This is a genomic window from Mycoplasmoides fastidiosum (genome assembly GCF_024498275.1).
Taxonomy (GTDB): Bacteria; Bacillota_I; Bacilli_A; order Mycoplasmatales; family Mycoplasmoidaceae; genus Mycoplasma_N; species Mycoplasma_N fastidiosum.
Genome location: NZ_CP101809.1, coordinates 128,307 through 151,937 on the forward strand (window position 1 = coordinate 128,307; position 23,631 = coordinate 151,937).

The 23,631-nt window shown below is 26.4% G+C and carries 18 protein-coding genes; 6 read left to right on the forward strand and 12 right to left on the reverse strand.

The window, feature by feature from the left end:
• Window positions 1-25 precede the first annotated feature (25 nt).
• The 6 genes from ychF to NPA10_RS00610 all read left to right on the forward strand — a co-directional run bounded on the left by ychF (window position 26) and on the right by NPA10_RS00610 (window position 6,101).
• A complete protein-coding gene (ychF, locus tag NPA10_RS00585) occupies window positions 26-1,126 on the forward strand; it encodes a redox-regulated ATPase YchF (RefSeq protein WP_256547605.1) in 1,101 nt (366 codons plus the stop codon).
• An 11-nt stretch (window positions 1,127-1,137) separates the two neighbouring features.
• A complete protein-coding gene (locus NPA10_RS00590) occupies window positions 1,138-1,836 on the forward strand; it encodes a thymidine kinase (protein WP_256547606.1) in 699 nt (232 codons plus the stop codon).
• A 45-nt stretch (window positions 1,837-1,881) separates the two neighbouring features.
• Window positions 1,882-2,667, forward strand: a complete 786-nt coding sequence (locus NPA10_RS00595) for an NAD(+)/NADH kinase (RefSeq protein ID WP_256547607.1) — start codon at window positions 1,882-1,884, stop codon at window positions 2,665-2,667.
• Window positions 2,668-2,765: 98 nt separating this feature from the next.
• Window positions 2,766-3,137, forward strand: a complete 372-nt coding sequence (locus NPA10_RS00600; protein WP_256547608.1) for a PTS sugar transporter subunit IIB — start codon at window positions 2,766-2,768, stop codon at window positions 3,135-3,137.
• A 13-nt stretch (window positions 3,138-3,150) separates the two neighbouring features.
• Complete coding sequence (lepA, locus tag NPA10_RS00605) at window positions 3,151-4,944, forward strand: translation elongation factor 4 (RefSeq protein ID WP_256547609.1); 1,794 nt, start codon at window positions 3,151-3,153, stop codon at window positions 4,942-4,944.
• Window positions 4,945-5,234: 290 nt separating this feature from the next.
• The gene (locus NPA10_RS00610; RefSeq protein ID WP_256547610.1) at window positions 5,235-6,101 is read left to right on the forward strand and encodes a hypothetical protein; all 867 of its coding nucleotides are present in this window, start codon (window positions 5,235-5,237) and stop codon (window positions 6,099-6,101) included.
• Between the two features lie 159 nt (window positions 6,102-6,260).
• On the opposite strand, the gene NPA10_RS00615 is transcribed toward NPA10_RS00610, so the two are convergent.
• From NPA10_RS00615 to NPA10_RS00670, 12 genes are all read right to left on the reverse strand, one after another.
• Window positions 6,261-8,468: a hypothetical protein gene (locus NPA10_RS00615; RefSeq protein ID WP_256547611.1), complete on the reverse strand. Its 2,208-nt coding sequence runs from the start codon at window positions 8,466-8,468 to the stop codon at window positions 6,261-6,263.
• 209 nt (window positions 8,469-8,677) lie between these two features.
• Window positions 8,678-9,616: a hypothetical protein gene (locus NPA10_RS00620; RefSeq protein ID WP_256547612.1), complete on the reverse strand. Its 939-nt coding sequence runs from the start codon at window positions 9,614-9,616 to the stop codon at window positions 8,678-8,680.
• A 520-nt stretch (window positions 9,617-10,136) separates the two neighbouring features.
• Window positions 10,137-10,832 carry a hypothetical protein gene (locus tag NPA10_RS00625; protein WP_256547613.1) on the reverse strand — a complete coding sequence of 232 codons (696 nt, stop codon included), beginning with the start codon at window positions 10,830-10,832 and terminating at the stop codon, window positions 10,137-10,139.
• 125 nt (window positions 10,833-10,957) lie between these two features.
• The gene (locus NPA10_RS00630; RefSeq protein ID WP_256547614.1) at window positions 10,958-12,169 is read right to left on the reverse strand and encodes a hypothetical protein; all 1,212 of its coding nucleotides are present in this window, start codon (window positions 12,167-12,169) and stop codon (window positions 10,958-10,960) included.
• 227 nt (window positions 12,170-12,396) lie between these two features.
• On the reverse strand, window positions 12,397-12,783 hold the full coding sequence (locus NPA10_RS00635; RefSeq protein WP_256547615.1) for a hypothetical protein: 387 nt from the start codon (window positions 12,781-12,783) through the stop codon (window positions 12,397-12,399).
• A 629-nt stretch (window positions 12,784-13,412) separates the two neighbouring features.
• Complete coding sequence (locus NPA10_RS00640) at window positions 13,413-14,567, reverse strand: restriction endonuclease subunit S domain-containing protein (protein ID WP_256547616.1); 1,155 nt, start codon at window positions 14,565-14,567, stop codon at window positions 13,413-13,415.
• Window positions 14,568-14,812: 245 nt separating this feature from the next.
• Window positions 14,813-15,028: a hypothetical protein gene (locus tag NPA10_RS00645; RefSeq protein WP_256547617.1), complete on the reverse strand. Its 216-nt coding sequence runs from the start codon at window positions 15,026-15,028 to the stop codon at window positions 14,813-14,815.
• Window positions 15,029-15,041: 13 nt separating this feature from the next.
• The gene (locus tag NPA10_RS00650; protein ID WP_256547618.1) at window positions 15,042-16,019 is read right to left on the reverse strand and encodes a hypothetical protein; all 978 of its coding nucleotides are present in this window, start codon (window positions 16,017-16,019) and stop codon (window positions 15,042-15,044) included.
• A gap of 95 nt (window positions 16,020-16,114) precedes the next feature.
• Window positions 16,115-16,972: a hypothetical protein gene (locus tag NPA10_RS00655; protein ID WP_256547619.1), complete on the reverse strand. Its 858-nt coding sequence runs from the start codon at window positions 16,970-16,972 to the stop codon at window positions 16,115-16,117.
• Between the two features lie 251 nt (window positions 16,973-17,223).
• The gene (locus tag NPA10_RS00660) at window positions 17,224-19,239 is read right to left on the reverse strand and encodes a ligand-binding sensor domain-containing protein (RefSeq protein ID WP_256547620.1); all 2,016 of its coding nucleotides are present in this window, start codon (window positions 19,237-19,239) and stop codon (window positions 17,224-17,226) included.
• 222 nt (window positions 19,240-19,461) lie between these two features.
• The gene (locus tag NPA10_RS00665) at window positions 19,462-21,360 is read right to left on the reverse strand and encodes a hypothetical protein (RefSeq protein WP_256547621.1); all 1,899 of its coding nucleotides are present in this window, start codon (window positions 21,358-21,360) and stop codon (window positions 19,462-19,464) included.
• 151 nt (window positions 21,361-21,511) lie between these two features.
• Complete coding sequence (locus NPA10_RS00670; protein WP_256547622.1) at window positions 21,512-23,593, reverse strand: hypothetical protein; 2,082 nt, start codon at window positions 23,591-23,593, stop codon at window positions 21,512-21,514.
• Between the last annotated feature and the right edge of the window lie 38 nt (window positions 23,594-23,631).

A 23,631-nucleotide genomic window follows, 5' to 3' on the forward strand; every position in this document is an offset into this window, starting at 1 on the left:
TTATGAAAGTAAAACAAATTAATCTATGGCATTATCAGCGGGCATTGTAGGCTTACCAAATGTGGGTAAATCTACGCTTTTTAATACAATTACCAAATTATCAATCTTAGTCGAAAATTATCCGTTTGCAACAATTGAACCTAATGTTGGTGTAGTGAATTTGGTTGATGAACGATTAACCAAATTAGCCCAAATCATTGAACCTAATAAAATTACATATGCAACTTTTAAATTTGTTGACATTGCGGGATTGGTTAAAGGAGCTTCTAAAGGAGAAGGTTTGGGTAATAAATTTTTGCAAAATATTCGCGATGTTGATGCTATTTGTCATGTGGTACGATGTTTTGATGACAAAACCATTTTATCAACTTCTGATCAATTAGATGCAGTTACGGATGCTCAAGTAATTGATTTAGAACTGATTTATGCTGATTTAGAAGTGGTTAAAAAAGCACTCCATAATTTGCCTAAAAAAATGGGACAAAAACTGACTAATCAAGTTGATGCGTGAGATTTATTAGAACGCATTAAACAATTCTTAGATCAAGAAAAACCAATTCGTTTAATGGAATTTAATGAACATGAATTAACATTTTTGAAATCTTATAATTTTCTGACCCAAAAACCAATGCTTTATATTGGTAATGTTAATGATAATGACATTGCTAATCCTGAAGCGAATGAACAATTTCAAAAATTATTAGCTTATGCACAAAGCCTTAACGCTAATGCTATTGCTTTATCAGTTAAATTAGAAAACGAACTATCCCAATTAGACCCTAATGATGCTACAGAAATGATGAATGAATTGGGTATGCAGGAAACTGGGTTAAATAAAGTTATTGGTGCTTCTTTTAAGTTATTAAATTTGTCAACCTATTTTACTTTTGGTAAAACTGAAGTTCGCGCTTGGCCATTTCGAAATGGTTTGAAAGCACCTCAGTGTGCAGGAATTATTCATTCTGATTTTGAACGCGGTTTTATTCGAGCAGAAATTATGCGGTATGATGATTTGATTCATTATGGCTCTGAATCAGGTGTCAAAGAAAATGGCAAAATGCGTTCTGAAGGCAAAGAATATTTGATGCAAGATGGTGATGTTTGTTTATTCAAATTTAATGTTTAATTTTAATTTATATGAAATTTAAAACCCCAATGCAATTACCAAAACCAAATGCCCTGAAAAACAATCGGGGCAAAATTGTTGTGATTTGTGGACCAATGTTTGCTGGCAAATCAGAAGAATTATTACGCCAATTGAAACGATTAGAATACTCCGGTGTCCCTTACATTATTTTTAAACCCCAAATTGATAGTCGCACTAAAGGCACTGCTAAATCTCGGGATGGACGAGAAATGAAAGCAATTGTCATTAAAAACAGTGCAGAAGTGAAAGAACATTTAAAACACATTAAAGTTTTTCCGTTTGTGGTTGCATTTGATGAAGCCCAATTTCTGGATGCTGATATTGTGAATGTTGTTCGGGATTTAGCAGCTTTAAAAATTACTGTTTTAGTTACAGGTTTGGATACTGATTCTAACCATCAACCATTCGGACCAATGGGAAACTTATTAGCTATCGCAGATGAAGTCCGCAAGTTAACTGCGATTTGTTTGAATTGTGGTTCTGATGCAACTCGTACTTATCGAATTCATAAACCCGAAATGGTTTTAGATCAAATTTTGATTGGTGACACTGATTCTTATGAAGCGCGATGTTCTAACTGTTTTAATATTGGTCGCAAAAAAACAGAACTACAACGTGAAATGATGCAATCTTTAAAAGTTGCTAAAGATAATTTTTTCAGCAACCAAAAACCCAAAAATCATTTTTAAATTTCTTCATTTAATTTCAAGAAACCCTATTTTTATTCTCATCCTATGCAATATAAAATTATTACTGCTCAATACGAAAAAGCTGAAAAAATTGCTAATAAATTACGAGCCATTTTAAAAAATCACCAAGAAAATGATGCAACGTTTGAGTACTTATTCTTAATTGGTGGGGATGGCACTTTTGCGCATGCAGTGACCCAATATGCATTTCAAGAGAATCTAAAAATCATCGGAATTAATGGAGGAAATGTTGGCTTTTTTTCCATGTTTGGTGAAAATGATTTGGAAAAAATTTTGAATATTATTGAACCACAAGATTTAACATGTTTATGTTACAAAACTTGTCATTTAATTAGACTTCGATTTGATAATCAAGAACATTTTGCTTTTAACGATGTAGTCTTTTTTGCTAAAAACTTATTAGCTTTTGATGTTGCAATTGATCATAATTTTTTAGAACACTACCGGGGTAGTGGTTTATTGTTTAGCACAAAATACGGTTCAACCGGTTATAACAAATCAGCTAACGGTCCAGTGATTTTTCCTGAAGTTCATGGCTGAATTATGAACGAATTATTTGCTCAAGGCACATCAATGATTCATACGGTTAACAATCCCATCATTTTATCTTGAACGACACAAATTCAATTACAGGCAACAGATAATTACCGAAAATTCCGAATTAGTTTAGACGGAATTGAATTAGACGGTAGTGATAATTTTGAAACTTTTGAATTATCTTTAGTGGAATCTAAAGCATTATTGTATTTTGCTTGTGATAGTCAAACTTACATTAAAAAACTAAGTTCTATTTTTCTTAAAAAATACTAATCCTATTCTAATTAAAGACTGATTTATCAACAAAAAAAGCATGATCTCAATCTTGGTTTATAATTACTAATTAACTTGTTAAAAACAGGAGTTAAACCATGAAATTTTTAAGAAAATGGTTTTGAAAAATCATCACTTTTAACGGACGCTTTTTCACAAAGAAACAAGCACTTTTAGAAGCTAAAACTGTTCGAAATGAACTGAAAACTAGTGAAACCACAACTGTTGATATCACTGCAATGATTCAAGCTTTAGGTGGAGTCAAAAACATTGCCAACATCAGTGCTGTTGTCAATACAATTAGTGTTGAACTAAAAGCATGAGAAGCAGTTCAATTGCAAGAACTACAAGCTTTAGGAGCAAAAGGTTTGATGCGTTCAGATTTAAAATTAAGAATGGTTTTTGGTGATGACAGCCATACTATTGTTAATTTAATTGAACAACAAATGCACAATGAAACAACTAAATAAGAAAAAATATTAGATGAACAAAAAAATTAAAAATTTCTGTATCATCGCGCACATTGATCATGGTAAATCAACTTTATCTGATCGGTTAATTGAGATGACTGGAGCTTTATCCAAACGGGAAATGACTGCTCAAGTACTTGATTCAATGGAACTAGAACGTGAACGGGGTATTACCATTAAACTAAATGCGGTGCGCTTAAATTATACTGATCCAGTAACAAAAGAAAAATACGAACTCAACTTAATTGACACACCTGGTCATGCTGATTTTAGTTATGAAGTTTCCCGAAGTTTAGCCGCTTGTGAAGCTGCATTATTAGTTGTTGATGCTTCACAAGGCGTGCAAGCTCAAACGATTTCTAATGTTTATTTAGCTTTAGAAAATGAATTAGAAATTATTCCAGTACTAAATAAAGTTGATTTACCAGGAGCTAATGTTGAAGCAACCATTCAAGAAATTGAATCCCGAATCGGTTTAAGTTGTGAATATGCTCCCCAAATTTCTGCAAAATCTGGCTTAAACTGTCAACAAGTTTTAGATGCAATCATTAAGTATGTACCCAATGCACCAACTCCAAATGATCGACCTTTAAAAGCGCTAGTATTTGATTCTTATTATGATCCTTATAAGGGAGCGATTGTTTTTATTCGGATCATTGAAGGAGTTTTAAAAACTAATGACAAAATTAAGTTCATGGTTTCAGGCAAGGAAATGCAAGCAGTTTTATTAGGAATTAAAACTCCTAAATTTGAAGAAGTTGCCGAACTACGGGCTGGTGAAGTTGGTTATTTTGCAGCTAATATTAAAAACTTACACGATGTAGCTGTTGGAGATACAATCACTCATACTGATGCTCCAGCTGCTGAAGCTTTACCGGGTTATCGTAAGGTTTTACCGATGGTGTTTTGTGGGTTATATCCAATTGATACTTCCCAGTATGCAGCATTTAAAGATGCCATGAATAAAATTGCTCTAAGCGATGCATCATTAGTTTTTGAATACGAAACTTCTCAAGTTTTAGGATTCGGAATTCGCTGTGGTTTTTTAGGTTTGTTACACATGGACATTATTAAAGAACGTTTGTCCCGGGAATACAAAATTGATTTAATTGCCACTGCTCCTTCGGTAAGCTATGAAATTCATTTAACTAATGGTGAAATCTTGACAATTCATAATCCAACTGATCTTCCTCATTTATCCCGAATCAAAACAATTTATGAACCGTATGTTAAAACCAAAATTTCGATTCCTGAGAAATACACTGGCAAAATTATGGAATTATGCCAAGAGCGGCGGGGAATTTATTCTGACATGCTTCTAGATTCAGCAGTTCAGCGTACAATTGTTTATGAAATGCCATTAAGTGAATTAATTTATGGTTTTCACGATCGAATGAAATCAGTTTCTAATGGCTATGCTTCATTGGATTATGAATTAATTGGTTTGCGACCCGCGAAATTACAAAAAGTAGATTTATTACTGAACGGAAATCCGGTTGATGCTTTATCATTCATCACTGATCGTGAAAGTGCTTATTACAAAGCTAAACGGATTGTTGAAAAATTAAAGGAAATTATTCCTCAACACCTGTTTGAAATTCCGGTTCAAGCCGCAATTGGCACCAAAGTAATTGCTCGGGAAACAATTAAAGCGTTAAAAAAGAATGTAACTGCTAAATGTTATGGTGGTGATATTACCCGAAAACGGAAATTATGAGATAAGCAAAAAGAGGGGAAAAAACGAATGAAAGCGATTGGAGTGGTTGATGTCCCTCAGGATGTTTTCATCAAAATTTTAGAAGAATAATCATGCTTAAAAATCGGGTTTTTTAACCCGATTTTTTAATTTCAAAAAATTTTCAAAATTCTGTCTTCGTATCAGGTTTTTACTAATAAAAACGACGCAAAAATTAGATTAGCTGTTTAGATATGGTATAATCTGAAATAGATTATTCGTCCTTAGATTTCTAATTATTCTGTGTCGCTTTTAAATGTGCAGTAAGATCTAAAAGTTTAGGTTGGATAATTTGAATTACGATTAAATTCAAAAATTTTTTTAATATAAGAAAAAAGGAAAAATTAATTTATTCTAAAACTATGGAAAATCTTAACAAAGAACTAGTTGAAGTAAAAATGGTTGAACACAAATCTAGTGCTGAAACTAGATCTTTACAGTCACTAAATCAATTACAACTTTCAATTGAAGACAAAGCGGCTCATTTATCTCTTCAAGTGAACCAAGTAATTATTAAACCTTACTTGAATCAAGCTTTAGACTACTTGCTAAACTCCCGTGATGAAGTTGTTTCTTCTTACAATAATTTAAGTGAAGAAATTGCGCAAGAAGTAGAAATTTTACTTGAAACCAACCGCGTTCTAAGTGTTAAAGTTGCTGAAGCAAAACACTTAATTTCTGAAACTCAAGCTTTAATCCGCAATCGTTACAGTGATGCAACTGAATTTGAAATTGCAAGTGGCGTATTAAATTTAGATGAAGAATACAACACTGTAGCTCAGAACTACGAAAAACAAATGCAATTAAGTCAAGAAGTTGTTAAAAACCGCATGCGAATTCAATCATTATTGGAAACCCAACAATTATTAGACTCTTCTCTTTCAACTCGTGTTGCTGAAATTCAAGTTGAAATTGACAATTTAACTCTTTTATTAGAAAATCTAAGTTCTAGCTCATTCAGTGGTAAAAATTCTCGTGAAGGCGCTAAATTTGCTCACGGCGAAGATTTAAGCCGAACCATTGCTAACTTATCTGAAGCTGGTGCTTATCAAGATGACAGCAGCTTGTACGCTGAAACTCATTCTAGTGCAGTTGGTCGTGACTTACGTAATTTAGCTGAAGGTAAAGAGGCTGACTTAATTGAAGGCACTCTTTCAGTTGACCAAAATGATTTATTTGTTGTACAACAAACTAAACCAGTTAACTTAGCAAGAGTTGGTAAAAAATAAGTCCTTTCACCAACTTTGTTATTAAACATTATTTACTAAAATTACTGCAATAGTTTTTAATAACAAATACGTGATTAATTATTAATGCAAAAAAACAGATCATCAACTTGATGATCTGTTTTTTTGTTGTATTTAAAGAAACTAATTATTGCAAATTATTTAGTTAAGAACTCGACCACTATTAAACATTAGGGCTAATTTTAAACTTAACTGTTGGGTTTGAGTTTGGTTAGATAAATTAAATTGTTGATTTAATAAATTTAAAATGACTGTCAATTGTTTATCACTACCTGATTGCAGTTTGGTCAGTTCAGTTTTTAGTTCTGGTAAACTCAATTGAGTTGATTTTTGGACTGGATCAGTTGGAGTTGTTCCAGCAGCAGGTGGAGTTTGTTGTGCTCCTTGTCCTGCAGTAGTAACAGTATCTGCTTGCACTACAACTGTTGCAGTTTGAGAAGAAGAGGATGAAGAACTAGAAGAAGCCATCGAAGCAGAAGCATCAGCTTGTGCTTTATTTTCTGTTGTATCATCTTTAATTAACAAATCATATAAATAACCACTTGTTTGACTATTTTCACTTTTAGCAATTGCTTGAGCTTTAGTTTTAATTTTGTTATCTCAGTCAGTAACTTTGGCAAATTCTTCAACCACTTTAGCAAATGCTCCATCTGATTTTAATTCACTAATTACACCATCTAATAATTTCATCAAAACACTTTCATTAGTTTTAGTTGCATCTGTAGAAGTTGGTTGGATTGATTGAGTTATTTTTTGAATTTGTTCACTTAATTCTTTTGCATGACCTACAACTTGTAAAACATGGCCATATTCACTTGCTAAACCAATTGCTTGATTTAGAGTATTGGCATCATCTAATAGTGGAAAATTAATTATTTCTCCACTTTTTTTTCATAAAATTGGCTGTAATTTATTTCATTCATTTTTAAATGATTGATATTTATTTATTAATGTAGCACTTGCAGTTTTTAATTTCTGAATGTTTGTTATTTGACTGTTTTTAGTTGTATCAGCAGTTTCAGTGCTTACAGGTTGTAATTCTTGAACTAATTCTGTTAAATCAGTTAATAATTTAGAATTAGTTGTATTGCCTAAAACAGTTTCATAACGATCAAGTCCAGTACTTAATTTTTGTAGTATGCTAACAATACTTCCCTGATTGTTTGTGCTTGTTTGCAATAAATGAGCAGGATTACTTTTTTCATTAACTAAAAAAGCATTTAAACGAGCAGCATCTAAAGGAACATTTTCCTGTGCATATAGTGCTAATAAATTAATAGCATTGTTATCATTTAATAATAAAGCTTGGTTGAAAGTAACAACTTTAATTTGTTCTTCAATTATTGCTCATGCCTTATTTTTGTTAGCTAAACCAGCAACAATACTGTAGATTTTTGTACTTTTTTTTCTTTTTTCATTACCTACAATTGTTTCTGGAGCATCCCCTTGATTTCACAAATCAGCGCCTTGTTCACCTAAAACTTTATTGCGCACCTTAGAAACTAAACTTTTTATATGTTCAGCACTAGCACTAGCTTTGTCACCATTTAATAAAAAAGCTGGTGCTTCGTTATTAATAAATTTTTCAAAGCTAGCTGTTACACTATCTAATTCAAACGCACTAGTTTGAATTTTTTGTAAATTGGGGCTTAATTCATTTAATCTAGTTTGGTATCGATTTTGAATATTTAAAAATGTTTCTAAAAAAATTGTTCAATTAGTATTATTAGCTGTTGCCAAATTGGTTAAAGCAGTAAAAAATTCGTTATTTAAAGTTGATAAGGAATTAGTAGTTGAACTTTCTGGCAAATTATTTAAAGCGTCTAAAAGATCAGTTGTTTTTTGAGTCATTAAATCTAGAAAAGCAGTTGCTTGGGATTGTTTATCAATTGAAATTTTTGAACCAGTAGCAGTAACTGCTGTTTTTAAAGTTGCAACTAAATCAATCACTGTATTTGGACTTTGAGTATTAGTAGTTGATTCATTTTTTAAGGTTTCAATTGATTCTTTAACATCATTTTTTACAAAAAGACTAATCCGGGCAACTGAATCAAAATTAGCTGTAATTATTTTTACAGCAGCGTCACGCTGAGATCTTAAAACAGTTTTAACTGCTTCTTCTCTTAATAAACTACGAGCTGTTTCTTGTTGGGGTTCAGTAGCTCGTCTTTGGTTATTAGGTAAGTTGGGAATTTGGGGATTATTTAATCGTCCATTATTACTAGAATTCACACCAGCACTGTTGCTAGTATTTTGTCCGCATGCAACAAGAATTAAACTGCTAGTAACAGCTAATCCCAAATTAACTAATAAAAATCTTTTTTTAGTAAATAATTTCAGTTTTTTCATAAACAAAAATTCCTTTTTTGCGCAAAACAAATTGATCATGCCTAATTTGCTTTTAACGCAATTAGAATACATTTTAATAAACTGTTTTTAGTTTCTGTTTTTTAAACGAAAAATTTGTGGAAAAAATTGGGGATAAATTAAATTAAATCTAAACAAAAAGGATCATAAAATAATGATCCTTTTTGTTTTTGCATATAATAAATTAATTTTTATTTTTCAAATAAAACATTGCCATTATTGAAAATTGATATTAATCGATTATTAAGTGTAGTTATTTGAGTTTTAGAAAGAAACCGTAGTTGATTATTTAAAGCAACATTAATTCTTGCTAAAACTTTAGTATCTTCAGCAAAATCAAATTTAAATAATTCTTTAGAAAAATCCTCTAATGAAATTTTTGCATTAGATAAAGTGGACTTAACAATCCCTTTTTGATAGAGATAACCAGAATAAGTTGGACTATCCCCTACAGTTTTAGTTGCAATATTTTTAGCTAATGCATCAGGGGTTATGTTTTTATTAGAATTATCATTTTGAGTTGTTGTTGTTGTTGTTGGCCAACTAGTTACACTGGCGAATTCATTAAGTGCATTTTGAAATTTATGAACTGCCCCGCTTCCTGTGATTTCTTGAAGCAGTTCGTTTAGAGAAGATTTCACAGTATCAATATCGCCAGCTTTTGGAAATAAATTATCAGTAATATTTGAAATTATTGATCCTAAATCAGAACCGATACTAAAAATTTTTATGTAATCACCATAATTTTTGGCAGTATTGATACCATAAGCAAAAGCACTAGTAAGATTAACTAATGGAAAATTTAACTGATCATTCACTTTAATTCATAAATGATCTTGAATTTTAGTTGATTCCCAAATTTTTCTAAATTTGTCAAATTTATTAGACAATGTTTCAGCAGCTGCTTTTAAATTAATGACTTTAGTTTTAAGATTATTTACATCACTATTTGTTTGAGTCACTGTTGTTTGAACATTGTTTGTTAGTAATTGTTCAAGCTGTTTTAAATCTTTTACTAATTTAGAATCAGAATTGTTAGCTGACTTACTTAAAATTTCAGCATAGTCAGTAATTCCATTTGAAATTTTGTTTAAAGCTTTAATGGCATCATTATCATTAGATTGTAACAAAGTTAAAACATTGAAATCAGATTGAGTTACCAGTGTTTTTCAATCGAATAAATCAAAGGTAATTGAATCGTTTATATGACGGGCGGTTGAAACTCAGATAAGTTTTGATTAGAAGTATTATTACTTGATTTATTAAAATCCTGATTGCTGTTATTGTCTTGCTGGTTATTAAAATTCGAATTACTATTAGTCTGATTTGTTGGGGTTTTTCTTTTATTTCTATTTCAGGTTGAACATTGGGAATATTTGTAGAACAAGCTGCTAAAAATAAACTGCTCAAACTACTTAAACTTAGGAAATTAATTCATCTTTGAGATTTTTGTAAAAATTTAATTTTCTTCATTAAATAAAATTTATTTGCTATAACAAACACCAAAAAAATTTTTGGTAGATACTGATCTATTTTATATAAAAAATAATTTTTTATACTAATGATTTTGATGATAAATGTATTAATTTTTAATCTAAATAAAAAAAACAGATCATTTTACTGATCTGTTTTTATGAACTAATTTTAGATTTAAGTAGTTTTGAAATTAATTTTACCATTATTAAAAATTAATGCCAAATTCTTATTTAAATTGGTGGATGAATTTAATTTATTTGTGTTTAATAAATTATCTAAAATCATTGGTATTTCAGATAAAAGTTGATTACTAATTTGTTCTAACTTTTCTAATTCTTGTTTTAATTTTTGGAAATCAATTTGATCTAACTTTTGTTTATTGGATGTTTCAGTGTTATTTAATGAAATAATCTCGTCAATTATATCGATTAAAGATATAGTTGGATCTGATGAAGAATGATTGGATAAAGCCGTTAATATTTGCACAATCTCTAAAGATAATTCGGTGGCTGTACTTAAAATTTCTAAAACTTGCTCATAACTTTCTGCAATTAAAATTTTTTGATTGAAATCTTTAAAATTTTTGATTATAGGAAAATAAATGGATCCATCTTCATCATATGCTCATAAGAATTTTTTTACTTCTTCTCAAATTGGATGAAAAGTAGTTAAAAGGTTATTTAAATTTAACTCAGAATTATCAGGTTTTTGATTGGTCTGAAGATTATTATCTAATTTATCTATTGAATAACTAGAAAGTATCTTTAAAATATTGTTCAATTCAATATTTTCGGTTTTAGTTTCTAGAAGTGACTTAACTTTATTTTGATTGTTATTTCAATAAGATTTTATTACTGTAACATCATCCAAAATTTTTTGATCTAAATTAGCTGCAAATAATTTTAAAGCTGAGTCATTAAAATTTAAAAGACTTTTGTTATAAGTAATTATTTTTATATCATCCAGAACTTGTTCCGCAAATTTAGTTTGATTTTTTAAAAAATATCGATGTTATAAAGTCGAAAATACAAATCAGATTTTTGATAATCAGAACCTTTAATAAAAGAAGGTGAAAAATTTGTTAGATGAGAAAAGTTATCAACGGAATGTTTAAGAATATTTATTTTAAGAATATTTTTTAATATCAATAGTTTGTCATAAATATTTTTCTTTGCAGAGTTCAGTTCTGCGACGTTGAAATTATTTATTATGAAATGTTCTAATTTTGTAGTTTCATTATTTAAAGGATCTGTGGTATCTTTTAATTTTATTAAATTAGCACTAATTTCTTTTACTCTGGAAAAATAATTGTCTACTTTTAGAACAATTTGATCAAGGTTGAAATTAGAAGAATTTTCATGGGAAAAAGCAAAATCTGATACCGCTTCTTCTAAGTTTGTTTGTAAACCATACAGTGAGTTCTTATTTTCTTCTTGGGAAAAAGAAATTAAACTATTTATTAATAAGCGAGATTGAGTAAAAATGTTTTCTAATATTTTAAGAAGATTATTTTTTTGTACTTCTGAAAGTATACTGTCTTGATTCTCTTTAATTAATTCTTGTAATTCGCGAATAAAGGGAATTGGGGTAGTGTTTTCTGATTGATTTAAATTTATTTCTTCTGAATATCCAACTAATTGTTGTAGTTCAGTGATAAGTTCTGTTTGATTAAAATAGGCAATTTGATTAATGACATCTAAATCTTTGGTTAAATGTTCTTTCACATTTTGTATTTGAACTAAAAAATAACGTTGAATTCCTGGACATTGTAATAATTTGCTACTTCTTTGCTCTTGAAGTTTAGTTGGTAAAGTATTTAATATTTTTGTTTTAGAAAAACTATTATTTTCATTAGATAAAACTTTTTCATTATTAATAGTTTCTTTTTGAGCTTGAGCATTAGATTGATTTTTGTTATCTGTTTTTCGAGAAATATTTGCTTCTGATTTATCTGTTGTTAAATCATTTTTTGATTTTGCATCTTTATTACTAATCTGAGTTCCTTCTGAATGAATATAAGAATTTTTTTCACTAATTTCATTTGAACTTTGGAATATTTCTGATGAATCAGATTCTTCTTCAGTTGGTTTATTTTCTATTTCTAGAGGAATATGTTTTTGATTTGTTGATGTTTCAGATTTTTCTACAGGAGCTTCAAGAGAAAAATTAGATAATTTGGATTGTTCAGCGCAAGCAGATAAAATCATGCTTCCGAATAAAATTATAAGAAGATTCGTTAATCTAAATTTTTTAGATTTAAAAAGATTCTTTTTTCTCATTGATAAACATTTTTATGATTCTAAAAAACAATTAAATGGATTTAATTTAATTCACAAATTATTAATTATATAGATTACAAAAAAATCTTGCTTAAAACGGCATAAAGTTTTATATAAATTAATTTTTTAGATATTTTCAATTAATTAGAAATGTTTTAATTTTTGGAAATTTTATAATCAATTTTTCCATTGTTAAAAGCTAATGCTAATTCCTTATTTCAATTAATAAAATCATTAGATTGGTTGAGTTTTGACATTTCTTCGAAAAACAATGGACTTTGAGTTAATGAGTTATTGCTTATTTGTTGTAATTTTTTCAATGCTTTTTTTAACTTTTCTAAATTAAGTATTTCATTTTTGGATTGATGAGAATGATTTGAATCATTCATACCAATTATTTCATTAATTATGTTTTTTATTGAAATAGTGGCATCTAAATCAGAAGAATTTGCAAAAGTTTCTAAAATGTGTGAAATCATAAACAATAATTCTTCAGACATACTAAAAATTTCTAAAATTTGCCCATAACTCTCTGCATTCATAATTTTTTGCATTAAATCTTGGACATTTTTTATTAAAGGAAATTCAGTTTTTTCTTGATTATTTTGAGTGAATAAAATATTTCTTATTTCTTCTCAAACCTGAATAAATGAATTTGAATTTTCAGTTGGTTGATAACTATTGAAAAAATTTGCTATTAATGCATCGATCTGATTATTAGAAATTTCTGTAGCAACTGTAGTTAAAACAGATTTAAATTCGTTATTATCAGTATTTGCCTTTAAGAGATAATCTATTTTACTTTTATTGTTATTCCAATATGATTTTATTTTTGCAACACTTTCAGGCAGATTTTTATTTCAGTTAGCTGCAAGTAGATCAATAGCAGATTCGTTAAAATCTATAAGACTTTTGTTGTAAATTAATATTTTGATACTTTCTAAAAATTTCTGTAAATTATTAGTTTGACTGTTTATAAAATCATTAATTTTATAAAGTTTTAAATTAGTAGCATCAAAAGATTTAAAATCATAATTTTGAGTAAAGGAAAGGGGAGCAATTTGGGAATTAAAAAAATCACTAATTGGATGTTTTAAGATATTTATCTTAAAACTATTCTTTAATAAAATTAGTTTTTGAAATAATTCGCTTTCTATAAAGTTGGTTGCTTTTAAATTTGAATGACTTCTATAAAATTTTCCAATTCAAGAGTTTTATTGTTAACTCGAATTGCAACGTCTTTTAAATTTGCTAAATTATGAATAATTTCATTTATTCCAACATAATAGTTATTTGTAGCTGTTAATACTTGATTTAAATTAATTTTTTCATCATTTTCATATGTGAAGGCAAATTTGGTTACAATTTCATTTAATTTTGTTTGTAAATTATTTAATGAAATTTTCTCTTCTTTTTCAGAGAAAGAAATTAAAGAATTTAATAGAGAAGTAGATTCAGTAAAAAGTTCTTCTAAAATCTTGATAAGATTATTTTTTTGTTCTTCAGAAAAATTAATATTTTGGTCATTCTGAATTAGTTTTTCAAGTTCTTTTATTGGTGAAATATAAAAGTTTTCAACTTGATTTAAATTCAAGTTATCTTTTGTAGTGGTTGCAACCAATTGTTTTAGTTGCTCAATAAGTTCTGACTGATCGAAATAAGCTACTTGACTTAGAACATCCAAATTTGTCAAAAAATATTCTTTTATAGATGTTATTTGATTTAGGAAATAAATTTTAGCACCAGTAGTATTTAATAAATTTCTAACTTTTTGTCTTTGATCATCAGTTATTTGGGTATTTAATATATCTTTTTCTAAATTGACTCGAGGTGTAATTGTTTCAGGAAAAACATCAAGTTTATTTTTCGATGGATTAGATTTTTTTGTATCGATCAATTCATTGTTTTGTTTAGAAGATGAAATGTTATTTTTAATTAAATTTTGATCATTTGTTTCATTTTTTGATTGATTTTCATTATTTTTTGTTTTTTTAGTATCATTGCTTGAATCATTTAATTTATTTGTGGTTAAGTTTTCATCAACTAAATTATTATTTTTAGAATTATAATTCTCTTTTTTAATTTCAGATTTTTCTAAAAAATTTAAATGATCATTTGGATTTGATTCAATTTGATCATGAGATTTATCTAATGGATTTATTCTATTTTCATTCCTGTTATTATCAGATTCTGGCAAATTCTTTTGTCTATTGATTGAATTTTCTGGCTTTTTCTCTTGGTTTTTAATTATAGGGTGTGATAGTTCTGCATTTTCTGCACATGCAGATAACACCATACTTCCTAATCAAATTGCAATTAAATTCATCAATCTAAATTTTTTAGATTTAAATAGACTACTTTTTCTCATTAATAAATTATTTCTTTAAATTAATAATAAACAATTAAATTTATTTAATTTAATTCGTAATAATTAATTATATAGATTCAAAAAAATAAACTTATATAAATCAAAATAAAATTTAATTTTTTAAATTTAACTTGTTCATTAAAACAGCAGATCATTTTATTGATCTACTGTTTTGCAATTGAAGTTTTTAAGTTTGAATGATTTTATAAATCATTTTTATTATTAAAAATTAATGCTAGTTCTTTATTTAGAACAGTTGATTCGCTATAGTTATCGATTTTCACTAATTCTTGTAGAAATACTGGGATTTGAGACAACGAAGTATTACTTATTTGTTGCAGTTTTTCAATCGCCTGTTTTAATTTCTGAAAGTTGATTTGGTTATTTTCTGATGAATTAGGCATAAGCGAATTATTCATTGTAATTATTTTATTAATAATATCTTTTAATGAAATTGTTGCATCAGAATAAGAAGTTTGAAAACATTTCTAAAATCTGAGAAATATCAAAAATTAATTCTATAGATCTACCAAAAATTTCTAAAAATTGTTCATAACTTTCAGTTCCCATAATTTTTTGGCTTAATTCATGAGCATTTTTTATTATTGGAAAACTGACATGGTTATTTTTATCGCGAATAAATAGAATATTTTTTATCTTTGATCAAATTTGATGAAAAATATTTAAATAATTATTTAAATTTTCGGGTTTTTGATTACTTTTTGATGAGTCTATCATTAACGTACTAGTTTGGTAATCAGAAAATATTTGAGCAATAGTTACTAAGACAGCATTTAATTCACTTTCAACAGTATTTGCATTTAATAAATATTCTATTTTATTTTTGTTGTTATTTCAATAAGATTTTATTATCGCAGTATCTTTGGATATTTTTTTATTTAAATTAGTAGCAAGTAAATCTAAAGCTGATTGATTATGATCTAAAAGACTTTTGTTATAAATGAGAATTTTCATATCACTTAAAAATTTTTGTAAAATTTGATTTTGTTTTTTTATAAATTCATCAATTTTATAAAGTTTGAAGTTAATGATAGAATCTTCATAATCATAATTTTTAGCTGAAGAAAAGGGATTTGGGAAATTAAGAATATCACTAATTGGACGATTTAAAATGTTAATTTTTAAAATATTTTTCAACCTTGTTAATTTTTCATAAAAATCTTTTTTTGTAGAATTTTCTTCTGAAATTTTATTGTTGCTTATTATAAAGTTTTCCAATTGAATGGTTTTATTATCCAAACGAATTACAACATTTTTTAAATTTTCTAAGTTTTGATTAACTTCATTTATTTTAGATAAATAATTATTCACAAGTAACAGAATTGCATTTAAATTAAAATTTTCAATATTTTCATGATTGAAAACAAGATCTGTTACTTTTGCTTTCAATTCATTTTGCACTTCAGTTAATGAATTTTTATTTTCTTCTTCAGAAAAAGAAGACAAACCATTCAATAATGTTTTGGATTCAACAAAAATTTCTTCTAGAATTTTAATAAGTTGATTTTTTCTTCGTTGGAAAAAATAGTTTCTAAATTTTCTTGAACTAATTTTTCAATTTGTTTTATTGAAATAATTGATGAAATTTGTTCGATTTCATATTGATTTAAATTAATTTCTTGAGAAACAACAACTAATTGTTTTAATTGTTCAATAAGGTCTGTTTGATTAAAATAAGCAGTTTGACTAAGAATATCTAAATTAGTTGAAAAATTTTCTCCTATACGTTCTATTTGATTGGAAAAATAAAATTTAACTCCAAGAAGATTTAATAAATCTTTAGCTTTTTGTTTTTGTTCATCTGTTGGTTGGATATTGTTAGGATTTTCTCCTAATTGAAGTTTGGCATTATTTTCTTTAGAAGAAACATCGGGCCTAGAACCTGAGAAGCCAGATGAATTTACATCGACCATTTTATTGTTTTGTTTGGAATCTGAACCCCTCTTTTCTATTAAGTTATGATTTTTTATTTCATTTTTTAACGGATTATCATTATTTGGAATTGTTGAAGAAGTATCAGTACTTGTTTCACTGGATTTATTTATTGTTAAACGTTCATCATTTAAAGAACTATTCTTGGAATCATGATTTTCTCTTTCAATTTCAGATTTTTCTAAATAGTTTGAAGAATTATTTTGACTTAATTCAGTTTGATATTGAGATTGATCTAATGAATGCAATTTATCATCAGCGTTACTATTTTCAGATTCTGGAAAATTCTTTAGTTCATTGATTGGATTTTCTGGTTTTTTTTGATATTCAGTGAAAGAATCAGATAATTTTGAGTTTTCTGCACATGCAGATAAAACCATGCTTCCTAATCAAATTCCAACTAAATTCATCAATCTAAATTTTTTAAATTTAAATAGATTACTTTTTTCATTAATAAATACTTCTGCAAATTTAAAGAACAATTAAATTTTTATAAATTTAATTCACTGAAATTAATTATATATAGTCATAATATTTTTTAAATCATAAAATATTTATTTAAATTTGGTTAACAAATAATTTTTCATAATTTATGTTTTTAATAATTATTCATTAAAAATACCAATCAATAGAATAATCTGTATTTTTAAGTAAGGAAATTTTAACTAGAGATAATCATCCCATTGTTAAAAATTAGAGCTAAATTTTTATTTAATACAGTTGATACATTTGATTCATTTATTTTTAACAGCTCAATCAAAAAATTTGGCATTTGATTTAATGTATCATTGCTTATTTTTTGTAATTTATTTAATTCTGTTTTAAATTCGATGAAACTAATTCCGTCAGTTTTATTTTTTTGAGAAAGTGTAATGTCATTAGTTGAGCAAATTGTGTTAATTATATCCATTAATGAAGATGCGCCATAAGAAGAGGAAGTTTCTGAAAAAATTTCTAAAATTTGTGAAATAGTGAAAAATAATTCTTCAGATGTCCCAAAAATTTCTAAAATTTGCTGATAATTATTCGTAATATTTATTTGTTGATTTATTTCTTGATATTGTTTAATTATAGGGAAATAAACTTGGCCTTTTTCATCATGATTTCATAAAACAGTTTTTGTTTGCCTTCAAATTTCGTTAAATTGAATCACAAGGTCATTTCAATTTTTGATTTCTTGATCAGTTTTAAGCAAACTGTTTAATGGATCTGTTTTATAATTGGAGATTATTTTTAAAATTGCTTCTAATTGGCTTATGTTATTTTCTGTTTCTAAAAAGTGTTTTATTTTATTTTGGCTGCTTTCTCAATAACTCTTTATTTTTTTAGCATCTTCATAAATTGTATTGTCTAAATTAGCTGCAAATAAATTTAAAGCTGAATCATTGAAATTTAATAAATTTCTGTTGTAAATTAAGATTTTAATATTTTCTGATAATTTATTGATTATCTTAATTCTATCTTTTATAAATGCATCAATTTTATAAAGCTGTAAATTAAAGTTAAATATTTTAAATCCACGATTTTTATTTAAAAAATCATTGTTAAAAAATTGATTAGAAAAACTATCAATAGGATATTTCAAAATATTTATTTTTAAACTGTTTTTAAATGTTGTTAATTTGTTGTAAAACTGTTGTTTTGAATCATTTTCTTTTGAAATATTGTGATTAGTACTTATAAATTGTTCTAATTCTTCTGTTTGCTTATTAAATTTAAAAACAATATCTTTTAAATTTGTTAAATAATTAGTAATTTCATTTATATAAGAAAAATATTGATTTACAGTTGATAAAAATGTATTCAAATTAACTTTTGTCACTTCATCAAGCGGAGAAACAAAATTTGTTATTTGAGTTTCTAATGTTGTTTGTAATTCAACAAACGATTCATTATTTTGTTTTGCAAAAATTGATAATAAGTTATTAAATAATGATTCAGATTGAATTGAAATTTCTTTCAAAATTTTATTGATAACATTTTTTTGCTCTGTGGATAAAATATGATTTTGATCATCTTGAATTAGTTTTAGGAGATCCTTCATTAAATTAATTTCTGGAGATATTTCTGATGGATTTGGAATTAAATTTTTATCATTTTTAGCAGAATGAAACAATTGCTTTAATTTTTCCAGAAGATCTGATTGATCAAAAAGAGTAGCTTGACTAATAAATCCTAGATCTCTTAAAAAATTTTGACTGCTCTCTGATATTTGTTTTGAGAAATAATTTTTAATTTCTGCACGGTTTAGCAAAATTTTTGCTCGTTCTTTTTGTAAACTAGTCGGATGAATATTTAAATTATTTTTTTTCTTGACAGAATTAGGTTGACTTTTTTTAGAAAAATTATCAGATTTGTGTCCAATTATTTTGGAATCTATTGATTCACTATTTTGTTCAGGAAATGAAGTCTCTTCTTTAAGAAGATCCTTATTTTTTATATTATCTTTTACATCTGTTAAATTATTAGTTTTTGGTTTACTAGATAATTGATTTTTATTAGATTTATCATTTGAAGAATTATTTTGATTAGCTGAATTAAACGATTTTTCTTGTCTAGGTTTTTCAGATGATTTAGAAAATTCTTCTGGATTCAACTGATTTTGTGGATTTTGAGTTTGTTTTTCAGTTTGAGAATGAGAAAGCATTGGATTTTCTGCGCAGGCTGATAAAATCATGCTTCCCAAAAAATTAAATTTAAATTGATTAATTTTAATTTGTTAGATTTAAAATAATTAATTTTTTTCATTAATAAGTAATTTCTATGATTTTAAAAAACAATTAAATTTTTACAAATTTAATTTAATTAGATCTAATTAAACTTTTTAATTATTTAAAAATTTATTTTTAAATGAAATACAAAAAATCAAGTCAATTGTTTAACGACTTGATTTAATTTTTTATTTGCCATAATTAAATTGTTCGGCTAATTCAAAAGTTAATTTATCTTTTTGTGACAAAAGATTGGATCTTGATAAGCTTCCAATAATTGTGAATATCTTTTGTGAAAGTTTAGGATTAGCAGAATTTGTTCTCGAATTATTGGTCTGTAATTTTTCTAGTTCTGTTTTCAACTTATTAAAAGAAAAATTTTCATTTGAGTGAGTTTGAGTATTTTCCTTTTTAATTAGTTCATCTAATTTTTGTATGAAAGTTTCAATATTTGGAGTTCTTGCTATATCTGGATCAACTGATTCGGGCCTAAATAACGAATCTTCAGAAATATCAAAATCATCAGAATCTTCAAATGCTAAAAAAATATTCCGATCAGAGCTCACAAAGGTAATAATCTTAAAATAAAAATGGCTAAATTCATTAATTTTTGCAGATATTTTCAAAATATCTTGGTAGTTAGATGAATTTAAAATTAGAGCATCTAATTCCCTTGCTAAATTTAAAAAAGGATAAATAATTTCTTTATTACTATTTTCAATTCAGATAAATTTTTTAAATTTTTCTCATTTATCTTTGAATTCAGCTAATTCTGTAGATAATTTATTTTCAGTATCGTTGTCAGAAATTTTTTTAATTTCTTCTAAAGTACTTTTAACATTGGTATCAGTTTGATTATCTGTAGTTAAGAGATTGTAGATGTTGTCACTAATTTCACTCTTTTCAATATTTTTCAAAATTGCAATATCTTCTGGAAGCATCACATCAAGATTTAATGCTAATAAATTGATGGCCTCTGAATTATTTACTAGTAGATTTTTATTAAAAACAATTGTTTTAACAGTCTTATTTAACTGCAAACTAATTTCTTTGTATTCAAATAAAATTTTTTGAATTTCACCAAGTAAAGAAGAATCAAGATCGATGGAATTGGGATCTTTGTTGTTTTGTGTTCTGTCTTTCAAAAATAAAACTTGTTGTTCTAAAATATCTAGGAAATTTTTAAAATTTTTAGAAAAGCCATTACTATTGGTGAAAAGACTGGAATGATTAGTTATAAAATTTTTTGCTTCTTTTAATCATGATTCTAAATTAATAATGGTTGTTTCAATAATTTCAATTTTATCTGCAAGAATCTTTAATTTTTTAAAATAACTATCTTGCCCACTTAAAATTTCACTCAAAATTTGTTCTAAATCATTAGGTTGAGCTATTAAATATTTATGAATTGCCAAAATAAAACTATCACTTGTTGTTTTCAGATTATGTTCTGATTTATCACGAATAAGATCAGTAATCTGTTTAACTAAATTTTCAGATTTATCTATCAACTGATTGAAAATGGATTCAAAATTATCTTTTTCTTGAGTTCCGAAATTATTTATTTCACTTTTTAGTTGTTGTATTAAATTTGGTAAATTAGTTGGGGAAACTTCTTGGGACTGTCTGGAAATATATTGGGGTAGAGATGTTGATTTTTGAATGTTTAAATATGGCAATGCCTTATTAACTGTTTCATTATTCTTAAAAGAAGCTGCTAGATCTAAAATATCAAAAAAAGAGTTAAAAATTTGATCTCTGCTTGAACGATTTTCATATTCCAATAAGTTCTGAAAATCTTCATTATGAACTAAAGCTTGTGCTCTTGAAATTTGTTCTTGATTAGCTCTTGGAATTCTTGGAGTTTTAGAATCAGATTTAGAGTTTGTTTGGGCATCGTCTGATTGGGAGTTGTTATCATTTTTGATGTTGTTATTTGATTCAGAATGATTAGATTCAGAATCATCACTAGGTTTTTGAATTTGTGTTTGTGCAGCACAAGCTGACAATAAGACACTACTCACAAACCCAAAGTTTAAACCAGCAAATTGTAGTTTGCTTGATTTAAAAAGATTGATTTTTTTCATTAAATAAATTTTCTTTTAAACTTGCTTTCTTATATTTTCGAAAATATAAGAATTAAATCTAATTATAATGATGAATTTTTTTCTGACATTAAGAATTTAACTATGGAAAAATAACAAAAAAAACAAACCAACTAAGTTGGTTAGTTTTAATCTATGCTCTTCCGTAATTGAATTTTTCAGCCAATTCTAATGTTAATTTATTTTTCTCAGTTAAAACATTTAAATCTAATAATTTTGCAAGAATTTCAGATACTTTTGATAGAAAATTAGCATTACCATTTCTTAATTCTAAATCATCATTTTGCAATTTTTCCAATTCAGTCTTTAACTTAGCAAAAGAGAAATCATTGTTTGTTGGAGTGTCATTTTTTTCTTGCTTAATTAGTGTATCCAACTTTTGCATGAAGATATTAATTTCTGAAGTTTCTTCTTCAATTTCTGAAATGGAATCATCTCAAGAAATACTAAAATAATCAACATCTTCAAATCCTAAAAAATTATCTTTATTTTGACTTACAAAATTAGTGATTTTAGAATAAATATTGCTAATTTCGTTAATTATTGCAGATATTTTTAGAACGTCTTGATAACTAGATGCTTTTAAAATTTGATTATCCAATTCTTTAGCTAATTCTATGAAAGGAAAAATAGTTTCTTGTTCGTTTCTTGTTTCCCAAATTAGTTTTTTAAAGGTTTTTCATTTTATTTGAAAATCACCTAATTCTGTGGTTAATTTGTGATTTGTATCAGCATCAGAAATTTTTTGAATTTTCTCTAAAACAGTTTTAATACTTGTTTGATTTTGATCTACGTTTGTTAAAACATCATAAATACTTTTATTGTCTTGGTTTTTATCGGCTATTTTTAAAGCATTAATATCATTATTCAATATTTTGTTGGAATTTAATGCTAATAAATTAATTGCCTCTGCATCGTTAATCAATAAATTTTTATTGAAAACAATTAATTGAACAGTTTTAGATAATTCATTCTTTATTATTTCATATTGTTCTAAAATTTGCTGAATTTCGCCAAGTAAAGAACTATCTGACTTTAATTTATCGGGATCAGAGTCATTTTTATTTCTGTTGATTAGAAATAAAACTTGATTTTCCAAAGCATCTAAAAAATTTTGAAAATTATTCAAAAAATTTTCATTGTCATCATTGTGGCTAAATAAACTGCTATTAATATTTTTAAAATTTTTTATTTCTTTTAGTGCTGATTCAAGGCGAATGATACTTTCTTTAATAATAATTATTTTGTTAGCTAATAAATTTAGGTTTTCAAAATAAGTTTCCTGATTTTTTAAAACTTCTCCTAATACTTGTTCTAAATCTTGAGGGGGTGCTGTTAAATATTTTTGAATACTTGAAATAAAATCATTTTGATTTCTTTGAAGATTATCTTGTGAATTATCATCTAGAATTCCATTGATTTTTGTAATTAAATCCTCAGTATTTGTAATTAGTTTATTAAAAATAGTTTCAAAATTAGTTCTTTGGTTTTTATTTTCAGTTTTTGTAAAAATTCCACCAATTCCAGATTTTAATTGTTCTAATAAATTTGGAATTTTAATTACTGGTGTGGATTTTGATTGTCTGCTAAAAAACTTATGCCGATTTTTTTGTTTGTCAATATTTAAGGAAGATAATGTTTTTTCTACTACACGGTTATTCTTGAAAGAAAACGATAAACTCAAATTATCAAACAAATTGTAAAAAATTCGATCTCTATTTGTACGGTTTTCATACTCTAACAAATGCTGAAATTCTTTATTTTTAACTAAAACTTCTATTTCTTCAATTTGTTTGTGGCTGGCTCTTGCAATAGTATTTTTTTTATCAGATTTTGAATCTGTTTTAGCACTATTAAAATTATTTTTTTGAGGGCTATTATTGATTTTGGATTTTAAATCAGATTCATTATATGAATCTGATTGATTATCACTGGGGTGATCGGACGGAAAGTTATCATCAATTTGGGACTGTTTATTTGAATCTAGATTAGATTGAGACTTTGGATTATTTTTATTATTATTTGAATAATCAATTGAAGAATTTTTGTTGTGTCCTGAATCATTGCTTAATTTGGAATTGGTTTCAGATTTGTTATCATATTTTTGCGACTGAACTTGTTGTGAACAGGCTGATAATACAAAATTACTTATTAACCCAAAACTTAAAATACATAGTCAAAGTTTACTAAATTTAAAAAGTCTATTTTTTTTCATTAAATATTTTTTCTTTTAATTTTTCACATTGCATAAAA